This is a genomic window from Paracoccus aerodenitrificans (assembly GCF_027913215.1).
Taxonomy (GTDB): Bacteria; Pseudomonadota; Alphaproteobacteria; order Rhodobacterales; family Rhodobacteraceae; genus Paracoccus; species Paracoccus aerodenitrificans.
The window spans coordinates 1,527,622-1,543,031 of sequence record NZ_CP115784.1; the positions used below are offsets into that span (position 1 = coordinate 1,527,622).

The 15,410-nt window shown below is 62.2% G+C and carries 14 protein-coding genes; 11 read left to right on the forward strand and 3 right to left on the reverse strand.

Annotated elements, in window-relative coordinates; genetic code table 11:
• Positions 1-36: 36 nt before the first annotated feature.
• The 3 genes from PAE61_RS08965 to PAE61_RS08975 all read right to left on the reverse strand — a co-directional run bounded on the left by PAE61_RS08965 (position 37) and on the right by PAE61_RS08975 (position 3,446).
• The gene (locus tag PAE61_RS08965; protein WP_271114967.1) at positions 37-492 is read right to left on the reverse strand and encodes a cytochrome c-type biogenesis protein; all 456 of its coding nucleotides are present in this window, start codon (positions 490-492) and stop codon (positions 37-39) included.
• Entirely contained in the window at positions 489-2,450 is a 1,962-nt protein-coding gene (locus tag PAE61_RS08970; protein ID WP_271114968.1) for a heme lyase CcmF/NrfE family subunit, read from the reverse strand. Before PAE61_RS08970 ends, PAE61_RS08965 begins: the two co-directional genes overlap by 4 nt.
• 87 nt (positions 2,451-2,537) lie before the next feature.
• Complete coding sequence (locus PAE61_RS08975; protein WP_271114969.1) at positions 2,538-3,446, reverse strand: LysR family transcriptional regulator; 909 nt, start codon at positions 3,444-3,446, stop codon at positions 2,538-2,540.
• 153 nt (positions 3,447-3,599) lie between these two features.
• Here PAE61_RS08975 and PAE61_RS08980 point away from each other — a divergent pair, with 153 nt between their 5' ends.
• From PAE61_RS08980 to rpmF, 11 genes are all read left to right on the forward strand, one after another.
• Positions 3,600-7,001 (forward strand): indolepyruvate ferredoxin oxidoreductase family protein, encoded by a 3,402-nt coding sequence (locus PAE61_RS08980; RefSeq protein WP_271114970.1) that lies wholly within the window; start codon positions 3,600-3,602, stop codon positions 6,999-7,001.
• A gap of 64 nt (positions 7,002-7,065) precedes the next feature.
• Complete coding sequence (locus PAE61_RS08985; RefSeq protein WP_271114971.1) at positions 7,066-7,878, forward strand: glutamate racemase; 813 nt, start codon at positions 7,066-7,068, stop codon at positions 7,876-7,878.
• Between the two features lie 21 nt (positions 7,879-7,899).
• The gene (gene ccmE / locus PAE61_RS08990) at positions 7,900-8,343 is read left to right on the forward strand and encodes a cytochrome c maturation protein CcmE (protein ID WP_271114972.1); all 444 of its coding nucleotides are present in this window, start codon (positions 7,900-7,902) and stop codon (positions 8,341-8,343) included.
• 89 nt (positions 8,344-8,432) lie between these two features.
• Positions 8,433-9,044, forward strand: coding sequence for a holin-associated N-acetylmuramidase (locus PAE61_RS08995; RefSeq protein ID WP_271114973.1), 612 nt, complete (start codon positions 8,433-8,435; stop codon positions 9,042-9,044).
• The gene (locus PAE61_RS09000) at positions 9,035-9,583 is read left to right on the forward strand and encodes a holin family protein (RefSeq protein WP_271114974.1); all 549 of its coding nucleotides are present in this window, start codon (positions 9,035-9,037) and stop codon (positions 9,581-9,583) included. The genes PAE61_RS08995 and PAE61_RS09000 overlap by 10 nt, the downstream gene beginning before the upstream one ends.
• 254 nt (positions 9,584-9,837) lie before the next feature.
• Positions 9,838-12,015 carry a phosphoribosylformylglycinamidine synthase subunit PurL gene (gene purL / locus PAE61_RS09005; RefSeq protein WP_271114975.1) on the forward strand — a complete coding sequence of 726 codons (2,178 nt, stop codon included), beginning with the start codon at positions 9,838-9,840 and terminating at the stop codon, positions 12,013-12,015.
• A gap of 112 nt (positions 12,016-12,127) precedes the next feature.
• Positions 12,128-12,508 carry a HesB/IscA family protein gene (locus PAE61_RS09010; RefSeq protein ID WP_271114976.1) on the forward strand — a complete coding sequence of 127 codons (381 nt, stop codon included), beginning with the start codon at positions 12,128-12,130 and terminating at the stop codon, positions 12,506-12,508.
• A gap of 48 nt (positions 12,509-12,556) precedes the next feature.
• Complete coding sequence (gene tpiA / locus PAE61_RS09015) at positions 12,557-13,291, forward strand: triose-phosphate isomerase (protein ID WP_271114977.1); 735 nt, start codon at positions 12,557-12,559, stop codon at positions 13,289-13,291.
• 7 nt (positions 13,292-13,298) lie between these two features.
• Complete coding sequence (locus PAE61_RS09020; RefSeq protein ID WP_271114978.1) at positions 13,299-14,360, forward strand: Mrp/NBP35 family ATP-binding protein; 1,062 nt, start codon at positions 13,299-13,301, stop codon at positions 14,358-14,360.
• Positions 14,360-14,962: a molybdenum cofactor guanylyltransferase MobA gene (mobA, locus tag PAE61_RS09025; RefSeq protein WP_271114979.1), complete on the forward strand. Its 603-nt coding sequence runs from the start codon at positions 14,360-14,362 to the stop codon at positions 14,960-14,962. Before PAE61_RS09020 ends, mobA begins: the two co-directional genes overlap by 1 nt.
• A 229-nt stretch (positions 14,963-15,191) precedes the next feature.
• Positions 15,192-15,398 carry a 50S ribosomal protein L32 gene (gene rpmF, locus PAE61_RS09030; protein ID WP_271114980.1) on the forward strand — a complete coding sequence of 69 codons (207 nt, stop codon included), beginning with the start codon at positions 15,192-15,194 and terminating at the stop codon, positions 15,396-15,398.
• Positions 15,399-15,410: the final 12 nt, after the last annotated feature.

A 15,410-nucleotide genomic window follows, 5' to 3' on the forward strand; every position in this document is an offset into this window, starting at 1 on the left:
AGCCCGTCGTCGCGTCACAAGGCGGCTGATCCTGCGTCAGCCCTTCATGATCTCATCAAGCCGGGCGCGTTCCTCGGGCGAAAGGGATGGCCCGGTTTCCGTCTGCGCGGGAGGTCTGCGGCTGACGACGAAGCGCCAGCCCAGAAGGGCTGCGAGAAGCGCCATCAAGGGTCCGGCAAGATAGAGGATCAGATTGCTGCCCGTGGCACGAGGCTCGAACAGGACGAATTCGCCGAAACGGTCGGTGACGGCTTCGACGACTTCCGCGTCGCTGTCACCCTCGACCAGCCTTTCGCGCACATAAATCCGCAAATCGCGGCTGATCGCGGCATTGGATTCGTCGATATTCTCGCCCTGACAGACCGGGCAGCGCAGATCCTGCGAGATGTCCCGGGCGCGGGCTTCCAGTTGGGCGTCGTCCAGCACCTCATCGGGCTGCACGGCAAAAACCGGTCCCGGAAGCAGCAGCAGGATCAGCAGAAGCCGCTTCATTCCGCAGGCACCCCGGCCACGCGCTGACGGTGTGCGCCTGCCGCGACCCGCCAGCGGCGGTCGGACAGGCTGACCATCCCTCCGATGGCCATCATGATGCAGCCGAGCCAGATCCAGTTCGCGAAGGGTTTGATATAGCTGCGCACAGCCCATCCGCCCCCGTCCTGCGGATCGCCGATCACAAGATAGATGTCGCGGAGGAAACCGCTGTCGATTGCCGCTTCGGTGGTTGGCATGGCCTGAACCGGGTAGACGCGCTTTTCCGGGTAAAGCAGGGCGACCTGCTTTCCGTCACGCGCGACCTCCATTTCAGCGGTGGTCGAGATATAGTTCGGCCCCTGCACCTCGCGGACATCCAGCAGGGTGATCTCGTATCCTGCGACACTGAACGGCTCACCGATGCGGGCGGTGCGGATGTCTTCGACCTGCCAGGCCATCAGCAGGCTGATGCCGATAAAGGTGATCCCCAGCCCCGAATGCGCGATGGCCTTGCCCCAATCCGCCCGCGGCAGACGGCGCAGCCGGGCAAAGCCGCTGGAGCCGGTGCGGAACCACAACTCTGCCCCTGCCCCGAAGACCAGCCAGGACCCGAGCCCCGCCCCGATAACGGCCAAAGCCGAATGACCGGTCGAGACCGCGAAAGCCAGCAGCATGACCGCGAAGCTGAGCATTATCGCGCCGCGCAGGGGTCTGAGGGCGCGGCGGAGATTGCCGCGTTTCCACGGGATGATCGCCCCGATCGGCAGCACCAGTGCCAGCATGATCATGAACGGGGTGAAGGCTTTTTCGAAGAAGGGCGGGCCGACCGATAATTTACGGTCGAACAGCATCTCTGCGACAAGCGGCCAGATCGTGCCGACAAACACCACGAATGCCGCGACGGCCAGAAGGATATTATTCAGCACAAGCGCCCCCTCCCGCGAGAGCGGCGCGAAAACGCCCTTGGCCTGCATCGACCCGGAACGTGCGGCGAAAAGGGTCAGCGCACCTCCGACGAAGACCGCGAGGATCGCCAGAATGAAGACACCGCGCGCCGGGTCCGAAGCGAAGCTGTGCACCGAGGTCAGCACGCCCGAGCGTACGATAAAGGTTCCGATCATCGAGAAACCGAAGCCCATGATGGCCAGAAGGATGGTCCAGCTTTTCAGCACCTCGCGCTTTTCGACGACAATCGCGGAGTGCAGCAGCGCCGCCGCCAGAAGCCACGGCATGAAGCTGGCATTCTCCACCGGGTCCCAGAACCAGAACCCGCCCCAGCCGAGTTCATAATAGGCCCACCAGGACCCGAGCGCGATGCCGATGGTCAGGAACATCCATGCCGCCAGCGTCCACGGCCGCACCCATCGCGCCCATGCCGCATCGACACGGCCCTCAAGCAGTGCTGCAACGGCAAAAGAGAATGTCATGCTCAGCCCGACATAGCCCAGATAGAGAAATGGCGGATGGAAGGCGAGACCGGGATCCTGCAGCAGCGGGTTCAGGTCGCGCCCGTCAAACGGCGGCACATCCAGCCGCAGAAACGGGTTCGAGGTGAATATGATGAACGCATAGAAAGCCGCACCTATCGAGGCCTGCACGGCCAGCACCCGCGCCCGCAGGCTGGGGGGCAGTTGCGCCCCGAATGCGGCGGCGGTCGCACCGAACAGGGCGAGGATCATCACCCAGAGCAGCATCGAGCCTTCATGGTTCCCCCACACGCCCGAAATCTTGTAGATCATCGGCTTGGCGGAATGCGAATTCTCATAGACCAGTGCGACCGAGAAATCCGAGGTCACAAAGGCGAAACTCAGCGCGGCAAAGGACAGAGCGACCAGACCGAACTGGGCGATTGCGGCAGGCCGTGCGGCCTCCATCCAGGCGGGCCAGCCTTTTGCCGCGCCGACAAGCGGCACGATTGTCTGAAACATCGACACCGCGAAGGCGAGGATGAGGGCGAAATGTCCAAGCTCGGCGATCATATGTGACTCCCTTGCCGGGGCAGTTTAACGCTGCCGCCCGGCAGAAACCAGAGCGCTGCCGGATGCCGTGTCGCTGTGCCGCACCGCCTATTCGGCGGCAGCGGCGGCGCTTTGCGATTTGCGATAGGCTGCGATTTCATCCACCACGAAATCACGGAATGCGGTGACCCGGCGGGAGCCGCGCAGTTCTTCAGGAAATGCGAGGAATACCGGCACTTCGCCGGATTCGACATCATCGAAGACCCGCACCAGTTCCGGGAAATCGGCCGTGAGATAATCGGGCAGCACGCCGATGCCGACTTCGTTCAGCACCGCCTGCAACACCCCGAAATAATTATTCACCATCAGCAGCGAACGCGGATGCTGTTCCAGAAGCTGCTGCACAAGCAGCTTACCCGCCGCAACCTGCGGCACGGCAGGGTCCTGCCCGATCAGCCGGTGACGCGACAGGTCGGGGACATTTTGCGGACGGCCAGACTGCGACAGATAGTTGCGCGTCGCGTAAAGCCGCATACGGATATTCAGCAACCGGCGGCGGATCAGATCGGACTGGCTAGGTTCCTTCATGCGGATGGCGACATCAGCCTCTCGCATGGGCAGGTCAAGCACACGCTCTTCTAGGATCAGATTGATCTTCAGATCGGGATACAGCGCATAAAGCTTGTTCAGGCGCGGCACCAGCCACAACGTACCGAAGCCGGTCGCCGCCGTCACTTTCAACTCGCCCATGACATGTTCTTCGCTGTCACGGATCCGCGCCTCGGCCATATCGAGCTTACGCGCCATTTCGGATGTGGCGTGGAAAAGAAGTTCGCCCTGTTCGGTCAGAATCAGGCCCCGCGCGTGGCGGTGAAACAGGGTCACGCCAAGTTGATCTTCCAGCCCGCGGATCTGGCGGCTGACCGCTGATTGAGATAGCCGCAGCGAATCACCCGCATGAGTCAGGCTTCCAGCGTCGGCAACTGCATGAAAGATCCGAAGCTTATCCCAGTCCATGTCATGACTTTCTGTCGTAATAGCTATGCAATTTGCGCAACTCTTACGCTGCCGGGGCTGTTTCAGCAACATATGACAAACGACAGTTTTCCCTTTCTGGGTCAGCTTTGCTGACGTATAATGCCCCCATACCGATCGAGCAGGGAGGGCCAGATGGGGGTTCCACAGGACAAGTCGTTTTCATTGGCGGATCGTTTCGATCTGTCGAAACCGCAGGTTTTGCTGAACGGAACGCAGGCGCTCGTGCGGCTGATGCTGATGCAGCACGCCCGCGACACCGCAGCCGGGCTGAATACGGCGGGGCTGGTCACCGGCTATCGCGGCAGCCCTCTGGGCGGCGTCGATCTTCAGATGATGAAGGCCGAGAAGCTGCTTTCCGCCGAAAACGTGCTGTTCCAGCCCGGTCTGAATGAGGACCTTGCCGCCACCGCCGTCTGGGGCAGCCAGCAGGCCGAATTGCGCAATGAGGGCAAATATGACGGCGTTTTCGCGCTGTGGTACGGCAAGGGACCGGGGGTGGACCGCACCGGCGATGTCATGCGCCACGGCAATATGGCCGGATCGTCGCAACATGGCGGCGTGGTCATGGCGATGGGCGATGACCATACGGGCGAAAGCTCGACCGTGCTGCATCAGTCGGATTGGGCGATGGTGGACGCCTATATCCCGGTGCTGTCGCCTGCCGGTGTGCAGGAAATTCTGGATTACGGGCTGTACGGCTTCGCATTGTCGCGTTTTGCGGGCGTGTGGACGGGCCTCAAGACGATGAAGGACACGGTTGAGGCGACCTCGGTCGTTAATGGCGATCCGTTCCGGATGAACTTCGTCACGCCGAAATTCGACATGCCCGAGGGCGGGTTGAATATCCGTCTGGGCGACACGCCGGTGCTGCAGGAAGCCCGGATGATCGACTATAAACGCTTCGCCGCCGAGGCATTTTCGCGGGCGAACAAGATCGACCGCAGGATCTGGGGCAAGCCGGGCGCGAAGATCGGCTTTGTCGCGGCGGGCAAGAACTGGCTGGATCTGATCCACGCTTTGTCCCTTCTGGGCATAGATGAGGCCGAAGCCGACCGGCTGGGTCTGACCACCTATAAGATCGGCCAGACCTTCCCGATGGATATGAAGACCTTCCAGGAATGGTCCGAGCCTCTGGATCTGGTCATCGTGGTCGAGGAAAAGCGCAAGCTGATCGAGGTGCAGGTCAAGGAAGCCATCTTCGACAACCGCCACGGTCGACGCGTGATCGGCTGGCATCACGACCGCACCGGGGAAGAGGTCTTCCCGACGCGCTATGCGCTCGACCCGGTGATGATCGCGGAAAAACTGGGCGGCATCCTGATCGAGGAAGGCCGCGGCACCGAGGGCATCCGCGCCGGTCTGGAGAAACTGACCGCCGCGCGCCGCGCCGATAACGCGCCTGAGATAACCGTCAGAACACCTTGGTATTGTTCGGGTTGTCCGCATAACACCTCGACGCGCGTGCCGGATGGCAGCCGCGCCTATGCGGGGATCGGCTGTCACTATATGGTGCAGTGGATGGACCGCGAAACCAGTGGTTTCACCCATATGGGCGGCGAAGGGGCGAACTGGGTCGGGGAAGCTCCGTTTTCCAACAGACCGCATGTATTTCAGAACCTTGGCGACGGAACCTATAATCATTCCGGCAGCCTTGCCATTCGTCACGCGGTCGCGACCGGGACGAATATCACCTATAAGATCCTGTTCAACGATGCTGTTGCCATGACCGGCGGCCAGCCGAATGAGGGCGGCCTGACCGCGCCGCAGATCGCGCGGGAATTGCGGGCGATGAATGTCGATCCGGTGATCGTCGTCTATGATGAGAAAGAAGATGTCGATCCCAGCCAGTTCAACGGCTTGAGAACGGAACCTCGGGAAAACATGATGGCCGTGCAGCGTGAGCTGGCGAAGCGCGGCGGCACTTCGGCGATCCTCTATGTCCAGACCTGCGCGGCTGAAAAACGCCGCCGTCGCAAGAAAGGGCTGTTCCCCGATCCTGACCGTCGCATCTGGATCAACCCGGATGTCTGCGAAGGCTGCGGCGATTGCGGGGTACAGTCGAATTGCGTTTCGGTCGTGCCGCTGGACACGGAACTGGGCCGCAAACGGCAGATTGAGCAATCTTCGTGCAACAAGGATTACTCCTGCGTGAACGGGTTCTGCCCCAGCTTCGTCTCGGTCCGGGGCGGTAAGCTGAAAAAACCGGCGGCGGCCTCGCTGGATCTGCCGGATCTTCCCGCCCCGACCCTGCCTGCGATTGATGGCACGCATAATCTTGTGATCACAGGGGTTGGCGGCACCGGGGTCGTGACCATTGGTGCGGTGCTGGCGCAGGCGGCGCATATTGACGGCAAGGGCGCCGGAATGATGGAGATGGCCGGCCTCGCCCAGAAAGGCGGCGCGGTGCATATCCATCTGCGGCTGGCGAATGATCCCGGCGATATCAGCGCGATCCGGGTCGCCGTCGGAGAGGCCGACTGCATCATCGGCGGCGATCTGGTCGTGACGGCGGGGGCCAAGACCATCGGTCTGATGACACATGGTCGCACCGGCGCTGTGGTCAACGATCATGAGATCATCACTGGTGAGTTCACCAAGAACCGCGATTTCCAGATCCCCGCCGACCGGCTGAAAATGTCGCTGGAAGCGCGTTTGGGCGAGAAAGTGGCGTTTTTCGACGCGAATAATCTGGCGCAGAAGGCTCTGGGGGATTCGATCTATTCCAATATGCTGGTGCTTGGCGGTGCCTGGCAGCGCGGGCTGATCCCGCTGAGCGAAGAGGCGATCCTGACGGCAATCGAGTTGAATGGTGCGAAGGTCGAGGAAAACAAACGTGCCTTTCGCATTGGCCGTTGGGCGGTGACCGATCCGGCGGCGGTGGCCGCGTTTACCGCGCCTGCCAAACCGGCGAAGCGGGATGATCCCATCGCCTTCCGCGCCGACTGGCTGGTCGAGTATCAGGATGAAGCCTATGCGCAGCGTTTCCGCGATCTGGTCGCGCTTGCCCCGGACAATCTGCGCGAGGATGTGGCCGAAGGCCTGTTCAAGCTGATGGCCTATAAGGATGAATATGAGGTCGCCCGGCTGCATCTGAAAACCGCCGAGGGCGTGGCGCGGGAGTTTGACGGGGAGACGAAACTGTCCTTCCACCTTGCCCCGCCGGTCCTGCCGGGCCGCGACAGCGAAGGCCGTCCGAAGAAGCGGGAATTCGGCGCATGGATCATGCCTGGCTTCCGGCTTCTGGCGAAGATGAAGCGCCTGCGCGGGACGGCGTTCGATCCGTTCGGCTGGCTGGCCGAGCGCAAGGCCGAACGCGCCATGCTGGCCGAGTACGAAGCCGATATGCGCGAATTGCTGCCGCAGGTCGCGCCCGCCACCGAGGGCATCCTGCGCGAGTTGGCCCGTCTGCCGCTTTCCGTGAAGGGCTATGGCCTGATCAAGGATGCGGCTGCCGAAAAAGCAGCCGCCCGCCGTCAGGAGCTTTTGCAGGCGTTCCGCGATGGCGGGACTCCCCTTGCACATGCGGCAGAATGACCTCTGTCATGGACTTTCGGCAAAGCGCGGCTTATGTCGCGCTTTGTGCTGACAGAGGTATGACATGGCGGTGGGCGTATTCGATTCCGGGCTTGGCGGTCTGACCGTTTACGCGGCGATCAGGGACAGGCTGCCCGATCTGCCGCTGGTCTATTTCGGCGACAATGCCCATGCGCCCTATGGCGTGCGCACCGCGGACGATATCTATGATCTGACCTGTGCGGCGACAGAACGGCTGTGGCAGGAAGGCTGCGATCTGGTGATCCTTGCCTGCAACACCGCCTCTGCCGCAGCGCTGCGTCGGATGCAGGAAAAATTCATTACTGAAAACAAAAGGGTACTTGGCGTTTTTGTTCCTCTGATCGAGGCGCTGACCGAGCGGCAATGGGGCGATAATTCGCCGCCGCGCGAGGTGGCGGTCAAGCATGTCGCCCTGTTCGCCACCCCCGCTACGGTCGCCAGCCGTGCCTTTCAGCGCGAACTGGCGTTTCGCGCCATCGGCGTGGATGTCGAGGCACAGCCCTGCGGCGGGGTGGTTGATGCGATCGAGGATGGCGATGAGATCCTTGCCGAGGCGCTTGTGACCAGCCATGTCGAGGCTCTGAAACGCCGGATGCCGCAGCCAGAAGCCGCGATACTGGGCTGTACGCATTACCCGTTCATGCAGACCGCTTTCCAGAATGCGCTTGGTCCCGATGTACAGGTGTTTTCACAGGCGCATCTGGTCGCGGACAGCCTTGCCGATTATCTGCAACGGCGTCCCGAATTTCTCGGCAGCGGGACAGAGTCGAAATATCTGACCACCGGCAATCCGGTCCGCGTCTCCAGCAAGGCCGTGCAATTCATGAAACGGGAAATCAGGTTCGAGCAAGCTTGACAGGCAGCCAGAGGTATTTCCATGAAGTCGCTGAAAAAACGAAGAAGAATACAGGTGCTTCTTGCCGCCTCGGTGGCGCTTCTGCTGGCGACTGCGCTGATCGGTTATGGATTCCGCGACGGGATTAACCTGTATCGTGCGCCGACTCAGGTGGTCGAGGAACCGCCCTCTGACGGAGAGGTGTTCCGTCTGGGCGGTCTGGTCGAGGAGGGTTCTCTGATCCGGGGACAGGGCGAGGTGATCGCCTTCAGCGTGACCGATGGTGCCTATACGATCCCGGTGCGTTTCGCCGGTGTCTTGCCCGATCTGTTCGAGGAAGGTCAGGGCATGATCGGCACGGGCCGGATGGAGGGTGATATCTTCGTCGCCTCCGAGATTCTGGCCAAGCATGATGAGAACTACATGCCCAAAGAGGTCGAGGATTCGCTTCGGGCCACGGGCGTTTACAAAGACCCGAACAGCTGATTTTCGCCCGGCGGCAACGCCCGCAGGGTTTACCGCGCCTTAACCCGGCCCCGGCAGGCTCTGCCGCGTTCTGGGACAAGGAGCGGGACATGAAGTCAGTGGATGAAATCGCAGCGGAAATCGTGGCGCGTGAGGGGGGCTATGTGAACGACCCCGACGATCCGGGCGGGGCGACGAAATACGGCGTGACCATCGGGACGATGCGGCGTCTGGGGCTGGATCTGACCGGCGACGGGAAGGTCAGCCGCGCCGATGTAAAAGCCCTTGACCGGGACCGGGCAGAGCGCATCTTCAAGGAGCATTATTTCACCCACCCCGGCATTGGCAAAATTCCCGACGCGCTGCAGGCATCGGTTTTCGACATGTATGTGAATGCCGGCACGAATGCCGTGAAGATCCTGCAACGCATGATCACGCTTATGGGCTATCCGGCCAGGGATGACGGTGTGATCGGCCCGAAAACCATTGCCGCCCTGCGTGCCGCGCATAATGCCGCGCCGCGCCATATCGCGGATGCCTATGGGATCGAGCGGCGGAATTACTATTATGCGCTTGCCGATCACCGCCCCGCCAGCCGCAAATATGCCCGGACCCGCCGTGGCGCGAAAGGCGGCTGGATTCGGCGGGCCGAAGAGTTCATCTCTGCCCGCTATCACCTCAGCGAAACCCAGCATCGTGAGAGGATCTCGGCATGGGGATGATCGACCGTCTGATCGGAATTGGACCTGCCGCACGCGGTCTCTCTGATGCGGCGACGGATGTTGCCGAGGTGTTTCGCGAGAATGCGACACGACGGATGGAGCTTGACGAGGACGCCTATCGCCACGCAATCGAGCAGTTCAAGGCCGAGTTCGGCGGCGGCCAAAGTCGTTTCCATGACTTCGTTAACGGGCTGAACCGCCTGCCTCGCCCGCTGATGACCTTCGGCACGCTTGGTCTGTTCGGTTACGCCATGACAGAGCCTGCCGGGTTCTCCCGCCGTATGGAGGGGCTTCAGACCGTGCCAGAGCCGCTTTGGTGGTTGCTTGGCGCGATCGTTTCTTTCTATTTCGGCGCCCGTGAAGCACATTATTTTCGTAATCGTCGCCTTTCCGAACAGAAAAATCCACGGATCTTTCGGCAGGACTCCGCTGATCTGCGCTTTGCAGGGCCGTCTGAACCTGAGCCGGAGATGTTCGCCGATAATGCCGCGTTGCAGGATTGGGCCAAGGAAAAACAGGGTTTTGTGGCGGTTTCGTGACGTGGGCATGTCAGATATGCATGACGGCTATGACGTAAATGCAGCACTTTCGCGCTTGTCTGTCAGGCAGCTTGCCCCTATTTCGGACTGTGAAGGCGATGATTGAGGCAACTCGCATGGTCTTCACCTCCCTGTTGGACTTAGGCCGGGCCTTGCCCGGTCTTTTTTTGTCTGCAAACCCCGGACACGCCCCCTTCCCCTCGCATCGCTGTGACCGTAAAAGGCGGGCGATTGCGCAAGAGAGAGGGCCAGCCATGCACGAACCGGAGATCACCGACGAACTGGTCGCCGCACATGGGCTGAAGCCCGATGAGTATCAGCGCATTCTGGAGATTATCGGCCGCGAGCCGAGCTTTACCGAGCTTGGTATCTTCTCGGCGATGTGGAACGAGCATTGTTCCTATAAATCCTCGAAGAAATGGCTGCGCACCCTGCCGACCTCGGGCCCGCAGGTGATCTGCGGCCCCGGCGAGAATGCGGGGGTTGTCGATATCGGCGACGGTCAGGCCGTGGTCTTCAAGATGGAGAGCCATAACCATCCCAGCTATATCGAGCCGCATCAGGGGGCCGCGACCGGCGTTGGCGGCATTCTGCGCGACGTGTTCACGATGGGCGCACGTCCGATTGCCGCGATGGATTCGCTGAGTTTCGGGCGGCCCGAACATCCCAAGACCGCGCATCTGGTCAAGGGTGTGGTCGAAGGGATCGGGTCTTATGGCAACGCGTTCGGCGTGCCGAATATCGGCGGCGAGGTCCGGTTTCACCGCGCCTATGACGGCAATTGCCTTGTGAACGCCTTTGCCGCGGGGCTGGCCGACGCGGACAAGATTTTCTATTCGGCAGCATCGGGGATCGGAATGCCGGTCGTCTATCTGGGGGCCAAGACCGGACGGGACGGGGTTGGCGGGGCGACGATGGCCTCGGCTGAGTTCGACGATACGATTGAAGAAAAGCGCCCCACGGTGCAGGTCGGCGATCCCTTTACCGAAAAATGCCTTCTGGAAGCCTGTCTTGAGCTGATGACGACGGATTCCGTGATCTCGATTCAGGATATGGGGGCCGCGGGCCTGACCTGTTCCGCCGTTGAAATGGGCGATAAGGGCGGTCTGGGGATTCAGTTGAACCTCGACCATGTGCCGCAGCGTGAGACGAATATGACGGCCTACGAAATGATGCTGTCGGAATCGCAGGAACGCATGCTGATGGTGCTGAAGCCTGAAAAAGAGGCCGAGGCGCGGGCGATCTTCGAAAAATGGGATCTGGATTTCGCCATTGTGGGCGAAACCATCGCCGAGGACCGGTTCCTGATCCTGCATGGCAATGAGGTGATGGCGGATCTGCCGCTGTCGAAACTGTCATCGAGTGCACCGGAATATGACCGCCCGTGGGTTGAGACCCCTGCCCCTGCCGCATTGCCTGAACTGCCCGCGATCACGCCGCTGAAGGCGCTGCGGGCGCTGATCGGCAGCCCGAATTATGCGCATAAAGGATGGGTCTGGGAGCAATATGACACGCAGGTCGGCGCGGATACGGTGCGTCGCCCCGGTCAGGGTGCGGGCGTGGTGCGGGTGCATGGCACCGACAAGGGGCTTGCATTTACCAGCGATGTGACGCCGCGCTATGTGAAGGCGAACCCGGTGCAGGGCGGCAGGCAGGCCGTGGCCGAAGCCTATCGCAACCTTTGCGCGGTGGGCGCGAAACCTCTGGCGACGACGGACAACCTCAATTTCGGCAATCCCGAGAAACCCGAGATCATGGGCCAGTTCGTCGGGGCGATCAAAGGGATCGGCGAGGCTGTCGCGGCGCTGGATATGCCCATCGTGTCGGGGAACGTGTCGCTCTATAACGAGACCGACGGGCAAGGCATCCTGCCGACGCCGACGATTGGCGCGGTCGGACTGCTGGAAAGCCTTGACGATCTGATCGCAGGCGTCGCCGAGGATGGCGATGTGGCGATTGTAATCGGCGAGACGCGCGGGCATCTGGGCCAGTCGGCTCTGGCCGCCGAGACGTTCGGAATCGAGGAAGGCGATGCCCCTGCCGTCGATCTTGCGACCGAGCGGCGCAATGGTGAATTCCTGCGTGACAATCGCAGCCATCTTCACTGTGCGACGGATCTGTCCGATGGCGGGCTGGGTCTGGCTGCGTTCGAGATGGCCGAGGCGGCGGGGATCGGGGTGCGGCTGCACTCGGACGATATCGCACATCTTTATGGTGAGGATCAGGCGCGTTATCTGGTGGCCTGCGATGCGCCGGGGGCAAGAGCTTTGCTGGAAGCCGCCGAGGCAGCCGGCGTTCCCGTCGCCGAGGTCGGCCAGTTTGGCGGCATGGCCGTGCAGATGGGCGAGGATGCGGGCGATCTGGCAGAGCTTTCGGCGCTGTATCGCCGGGCGTTTTCCGATGCGATTCACGGTGAGACGGCTCTGGGGTGATATTCCCGGCCCGGGATCAAGGGCGAAGCCCGCCGGGCCAGCGGCTGCACAGCACTTGAGAATTTCGCGCCCGCTCCTTACCTTTGACCCAACGCAACCAAAGGCTGACATCATGTTCTCGATCCCCGGACAATCCCCGGTCACGATTACGGCGGCGGCGGAACGCCAGATTTCCCGGCTCATGGCCGGAAAGGACGCATTCGGCCTGAAGATCGGGCTGAAGAAAGGCGGCTGCGCGGGGATGGAATACACGATGGATATGGTGGCCGAGGCGGATGCCTCGGATGAGGTGATCGAACAGAACGGCGCCCGGGTGCTGATTGCGCCGACCGCGCAGATGTTCCTGTTCGGGACAGAGATTGATTATGAAACCGGCCTGCTGGAATCCGGCTTCAAATTCCGCAATCCGAATGTCACCGATGCCTGTGGTTGTGGGGAATCCGTGTCCTTCAAACTGGATCACGAGACGGGCGATACGCTTCCCGAGGCTTGAAGCTTGCGCCGCGCTTGCCTATCCCTCGCTTAACCAAAGGAGGACGATATGGCCCCGAAGAAACTCGCTGCCGGTAACTGGAAAATGAACGGGCTGACCGCCTCGCTGGCAGAGCTGGACACGCTCGCCGCGCGTGAGAATGGCTGCGACGTGCTGATCTGCCCGCCCGCGACGCTGATCACCGCCGCCGTCGCCCATGCGGGCGAAATCGCCATTGGCGGGCAGGATTGCCACGCGAAGGAAAGCGGTGCGCATACCGGGGATATTTCCGCCGCAATGCTGCGCGATGCCGGGGCAAGCCATGTGATCCTCGGCCATTCCGAGCGCCGGGCGGATCACGGCGAAACCGATGCGCAGGTCTCTGCCAAGGCGGTTGCAGGGCATGAGACCGGGCTGATCACGGTGATCTGCGTCGGTGAGACCGAGGCGCAGCGCGATGCGGGCCAGACGCTGGACGTGATCGCCGCTCAGCTTGCCGGATCGTTGCCGGATTGCGCGACGGCGGCGAATACCGTGATCGCCTATGAGCCCGTCTGGGCCATTGGCACCGGGCGCACCCCGAATAACGGCCAGATCGCCGAGGTTCATGCGCTGATGCGTGATACTCTGTCGGCGCGTTTCAGCGATGGCGCGGATTTCAGCCTGCTTTATGGCGGCAGCGTCAAGCCCGGTAACGCCGCCGAGATTTTCGGCATCGCCCATGTGAATGGCGCTCTGGTCGGCGGAGCAAGCCTGAAAGCCAGTGATTTCGGCCCGATTATCGACGCCCTCGCCAACGCCTGAGGATATCATGGATGTAAGCAAGGATGATGTGACCGCCGCATTGCGCGGGGTCGCCGACCCGGTCTCGGGCGGCAATCTGGTGGATGCCGGGATCGCCCGCGCCGTCACCGTGGAAGGCAGCGAGGTCCGCTTTGTGCTGGAGATCGACCCAGCTCAGGCGAAGGCGATGGAGGCAGCGCTTGCGAAGGCCGAAGCGGCGGTGCGCTCCCTGCCCGGCGTCACCAAAATCAGCGCGGTGCTGACGGCGCATAGCGACAAGGCACCGCCGGATCTGAAACCCAAGGCGAAATCGGGATCGACGCCCGAGCGGGTGCCGGGGGTGAAGCATATCATCGCCATCGCATCCGGCAAAGGCGGGGTCGGGAAATCGACGGTCTCGGCCAATCTCGCCGCAGCGCTTGCCGCCGAGGGGCGGCGGGTGGGTCTGCTTGATGCGGATGTCTATGGTCCCAGCCAGCCGCGCATGATGGGCGTCACGGGCCGCCCCGCAAGCCCTGACGGCAAGACCATGATTCCGCTGGAGGGCCACGGGGTGAAGCTGATGTCTCTGGGTCTGCTGACCAAAGAGGAAGAGGCGATCATCTGGCGCGGTCCCATGCTGATGGGCGCGTTGCAGCAGATGCTGTTTCAGGTGCAGTGGGGCGAGCTGGATATCCTTCTTGTTGATCTGCCGCCCGGCACCGGCGATGTTCAGCTTTCCCTGTCGCAGCGTACACAGGTGGATGGCGCGATCGTGGTCTCGACGCCGCAGGACGTGGCGCTGCTGGATGCGCGGAAGGGGATCGACATGTTCCGGCGGCTCAATGTGCCGATACTGGGGCTGATCGAGAATATGTCCACGCATATCTGTTCGAATTGCGGCCATGAAGAGCATATTTTCGGACATGGCGGCGTAGCTTCCGAAGCAGAGAAACTTGGTGTGCCGCTGCTTGGCGAATTGCCGCTTGAGCTGAGCGTCCGCCTCGCATCGGATGCAGGTCAGCCGGTCGTGTCCGCCGCGCCGGACAGCGCCCCGGCGCAGGCCTTCGTCAAGCTGGCACGCGGACTGGTGGCCGCCGGACTGGCATGATGGACCGGACCCTTCCGCCTGCGATCATTCTGGCGGGAGGGCGATCCAGCCGCATGGGCGGTGGCGACAAGGTGCTGCTGCTTCTGAATGGGCGGCCCCTGATCACCCATGTGCTGCACCGGATGCGGCCTCAGGCCGGGGCGATGGCGATCAGCGCGAATGGAGACACGGCGCGGTTCGACGGGTTCGGCCTGCCGGTTCTGCCCGATCCGATGCCTGATTTCCCCGGTCCTCTGGCCGGAATCCTTGCAGGGATGGACTGGGCGGCGAAGATGGGGGCGAATGCGCTTGTCTCGGTTCCGGGCGACACGCCGTTCCTGCCCGAAGGGCTGGTGGACGGGCTGAGAGGTGCTGCGGGGCCTTCCGGGCTGGCACTCGCAGCGGATCTCGACGAAACCCGGACGCTCCGGCTGCATCCTACCGTGGCCCTGTGGCCAGTGGCGCTGCGCGAGGATCTGAGGCTGGCGCTGAAACAGGAGCAGCGCAGGGTCCGCCAGTTTGCCGCCCAACACGATCACGCGACGGCTTTATTCGATGCGCCCGGCGCTTTTTTCAACATCAACCGCCCGGAAGATCTTGCAGAGGCCCAACAGAAGGACTGACCCGGCACTGTGGTCCCGCGACACCAGACCGGGTTTTCGGACAGATCGGACTTGCACAATGACGCAGAATCGCTATGTTCCGCCCTTCACGAGCCGCGCGCTCGGGTCCAGCCAGAAGGACAGGTTTCGACTTGCCCCCGGACCGGTTGTGACCTATTGCCGCGGCTCTGATCCGTTTTCTGACACCGGCCCCGCATGGACTGCGCGGCCCCTGACCCGAGGTTGAGACATGGCTGTCCCTCAGAACCGAGTGACCCGCTCGAAACGTAATATGCGCCGTGCGCATGACGCACTTTCGTCGGCGAACCCCAATGAATGCCCCTCTTGCGGCGAGCTGAAGCGTCCGCATCACGTCTGCCCGTCCTGCGGCCATTACGCTGACCGAGAAGTCGTGGCCCAGACGACCGAGATCGACCTGGACGACGACGCGGCCTGATCGGCGTTCTGC

Excerpts from the sequence above, each read along its gene's own strand:
- PAE61_RS08965 (WP_271114967.1), bottom strand. The coding sequence starts at position 492 with ATGAAGCGGCTTCTGCTGATCCTGCTGCTGCTTCCGGGACCGGTTTTT.
- PAE61_RS08970 (WP_271114968.1), bottom strand. The coding sequence starts at position 2,450 with ATGATCGCCGAGCTTGGACATTTCGCCCTCATCCTCGCCTTCGCGGTG.
- PAE61_RS08975 (WP_271114969.1), bottom strand. The coding sequence starts at position 3,446 with ATGGACTGGGATAAGCTTCGGATCTTTCATGCAGTTGCCGACGCTGGA.
- PAE61_RS08980 (WP_271114970.1), top strand. The coding sequence starts at position 3,600 with ATGGGGGTTCCACAGGACAAGTCGTTTTCATTGGCGGATCGTTTCGAT.
- PAE61_RS08985 (WP_271114971.1), top strand. The coding sequence starts at position 7,066 with ATGGCGGTGGGCGTATTCGATTCCGGGCTTGGCGGTCTGACCGTTTAC.
- ccmE (WP_271114972.1), top strand. The coding sequence starts at position 7,900 with ATGAAGTCGCTGAAAAAACGAAGAAGAATACAGGTGCTTCTTGCCGCC.
- PAE61_RS08995 (WP_271114973.1), top strand. The coding sequence starts at position 8,433 with ATGAAGTCAGTGGATGAAATCGCAGCGGAAATCGTGGCGCGTGAGGGG.
- PAE61_RS09000 (WP_271114974.1), top strand. The coding sequence starts at position 9,035 with ATGGGGATGATCGACCGTCTGATCGGAATTGGACCTGCCGCACGCGGT.
- purL (WP_271114975.1), top strand. The coding sequence starts at position 9,838 with ATGCACGAACCGGAGATCACCGACGAACTGGTCGCCGCACATGGGCTG.
- PAE61_RS09010 (WP_271114976.1), top strand. The coding sequence starts at position 12,128 with ATGTTCTCGATCCCCGGACAATCCCCGGTCACGATTACGGCGGCGGCG.
- tpiA (WP_271114977.1), top strand. The coding sequence starts at position 12,557 with ATGGCCCCGAAGAAACTCGCTGCCGGTAACTGGAAAATGAACGGGCTG.
- PAE61_RS09020 (WP_271114978.1), top strand. The coding sequence starts at position 13,299 with ATGGATGTAAGCAAGGATGATGTGACCGCCGCATTGCGCGGGGTCGCC.
- mobA (WP_271114979.1), top strand. The coding sequence starts at position 14,360 with ATGGACCGGACCCTTCCGCCTGCGATCATTCTGGCGGGAGGGCGATCC.
- rpmF (WP_271114980.1), top strand. The coding sequence starts at position 15,192 with ATGGCTGTCCCTCAGAACCGAGTGACCCGCTCGAAACGTAATATGCGC.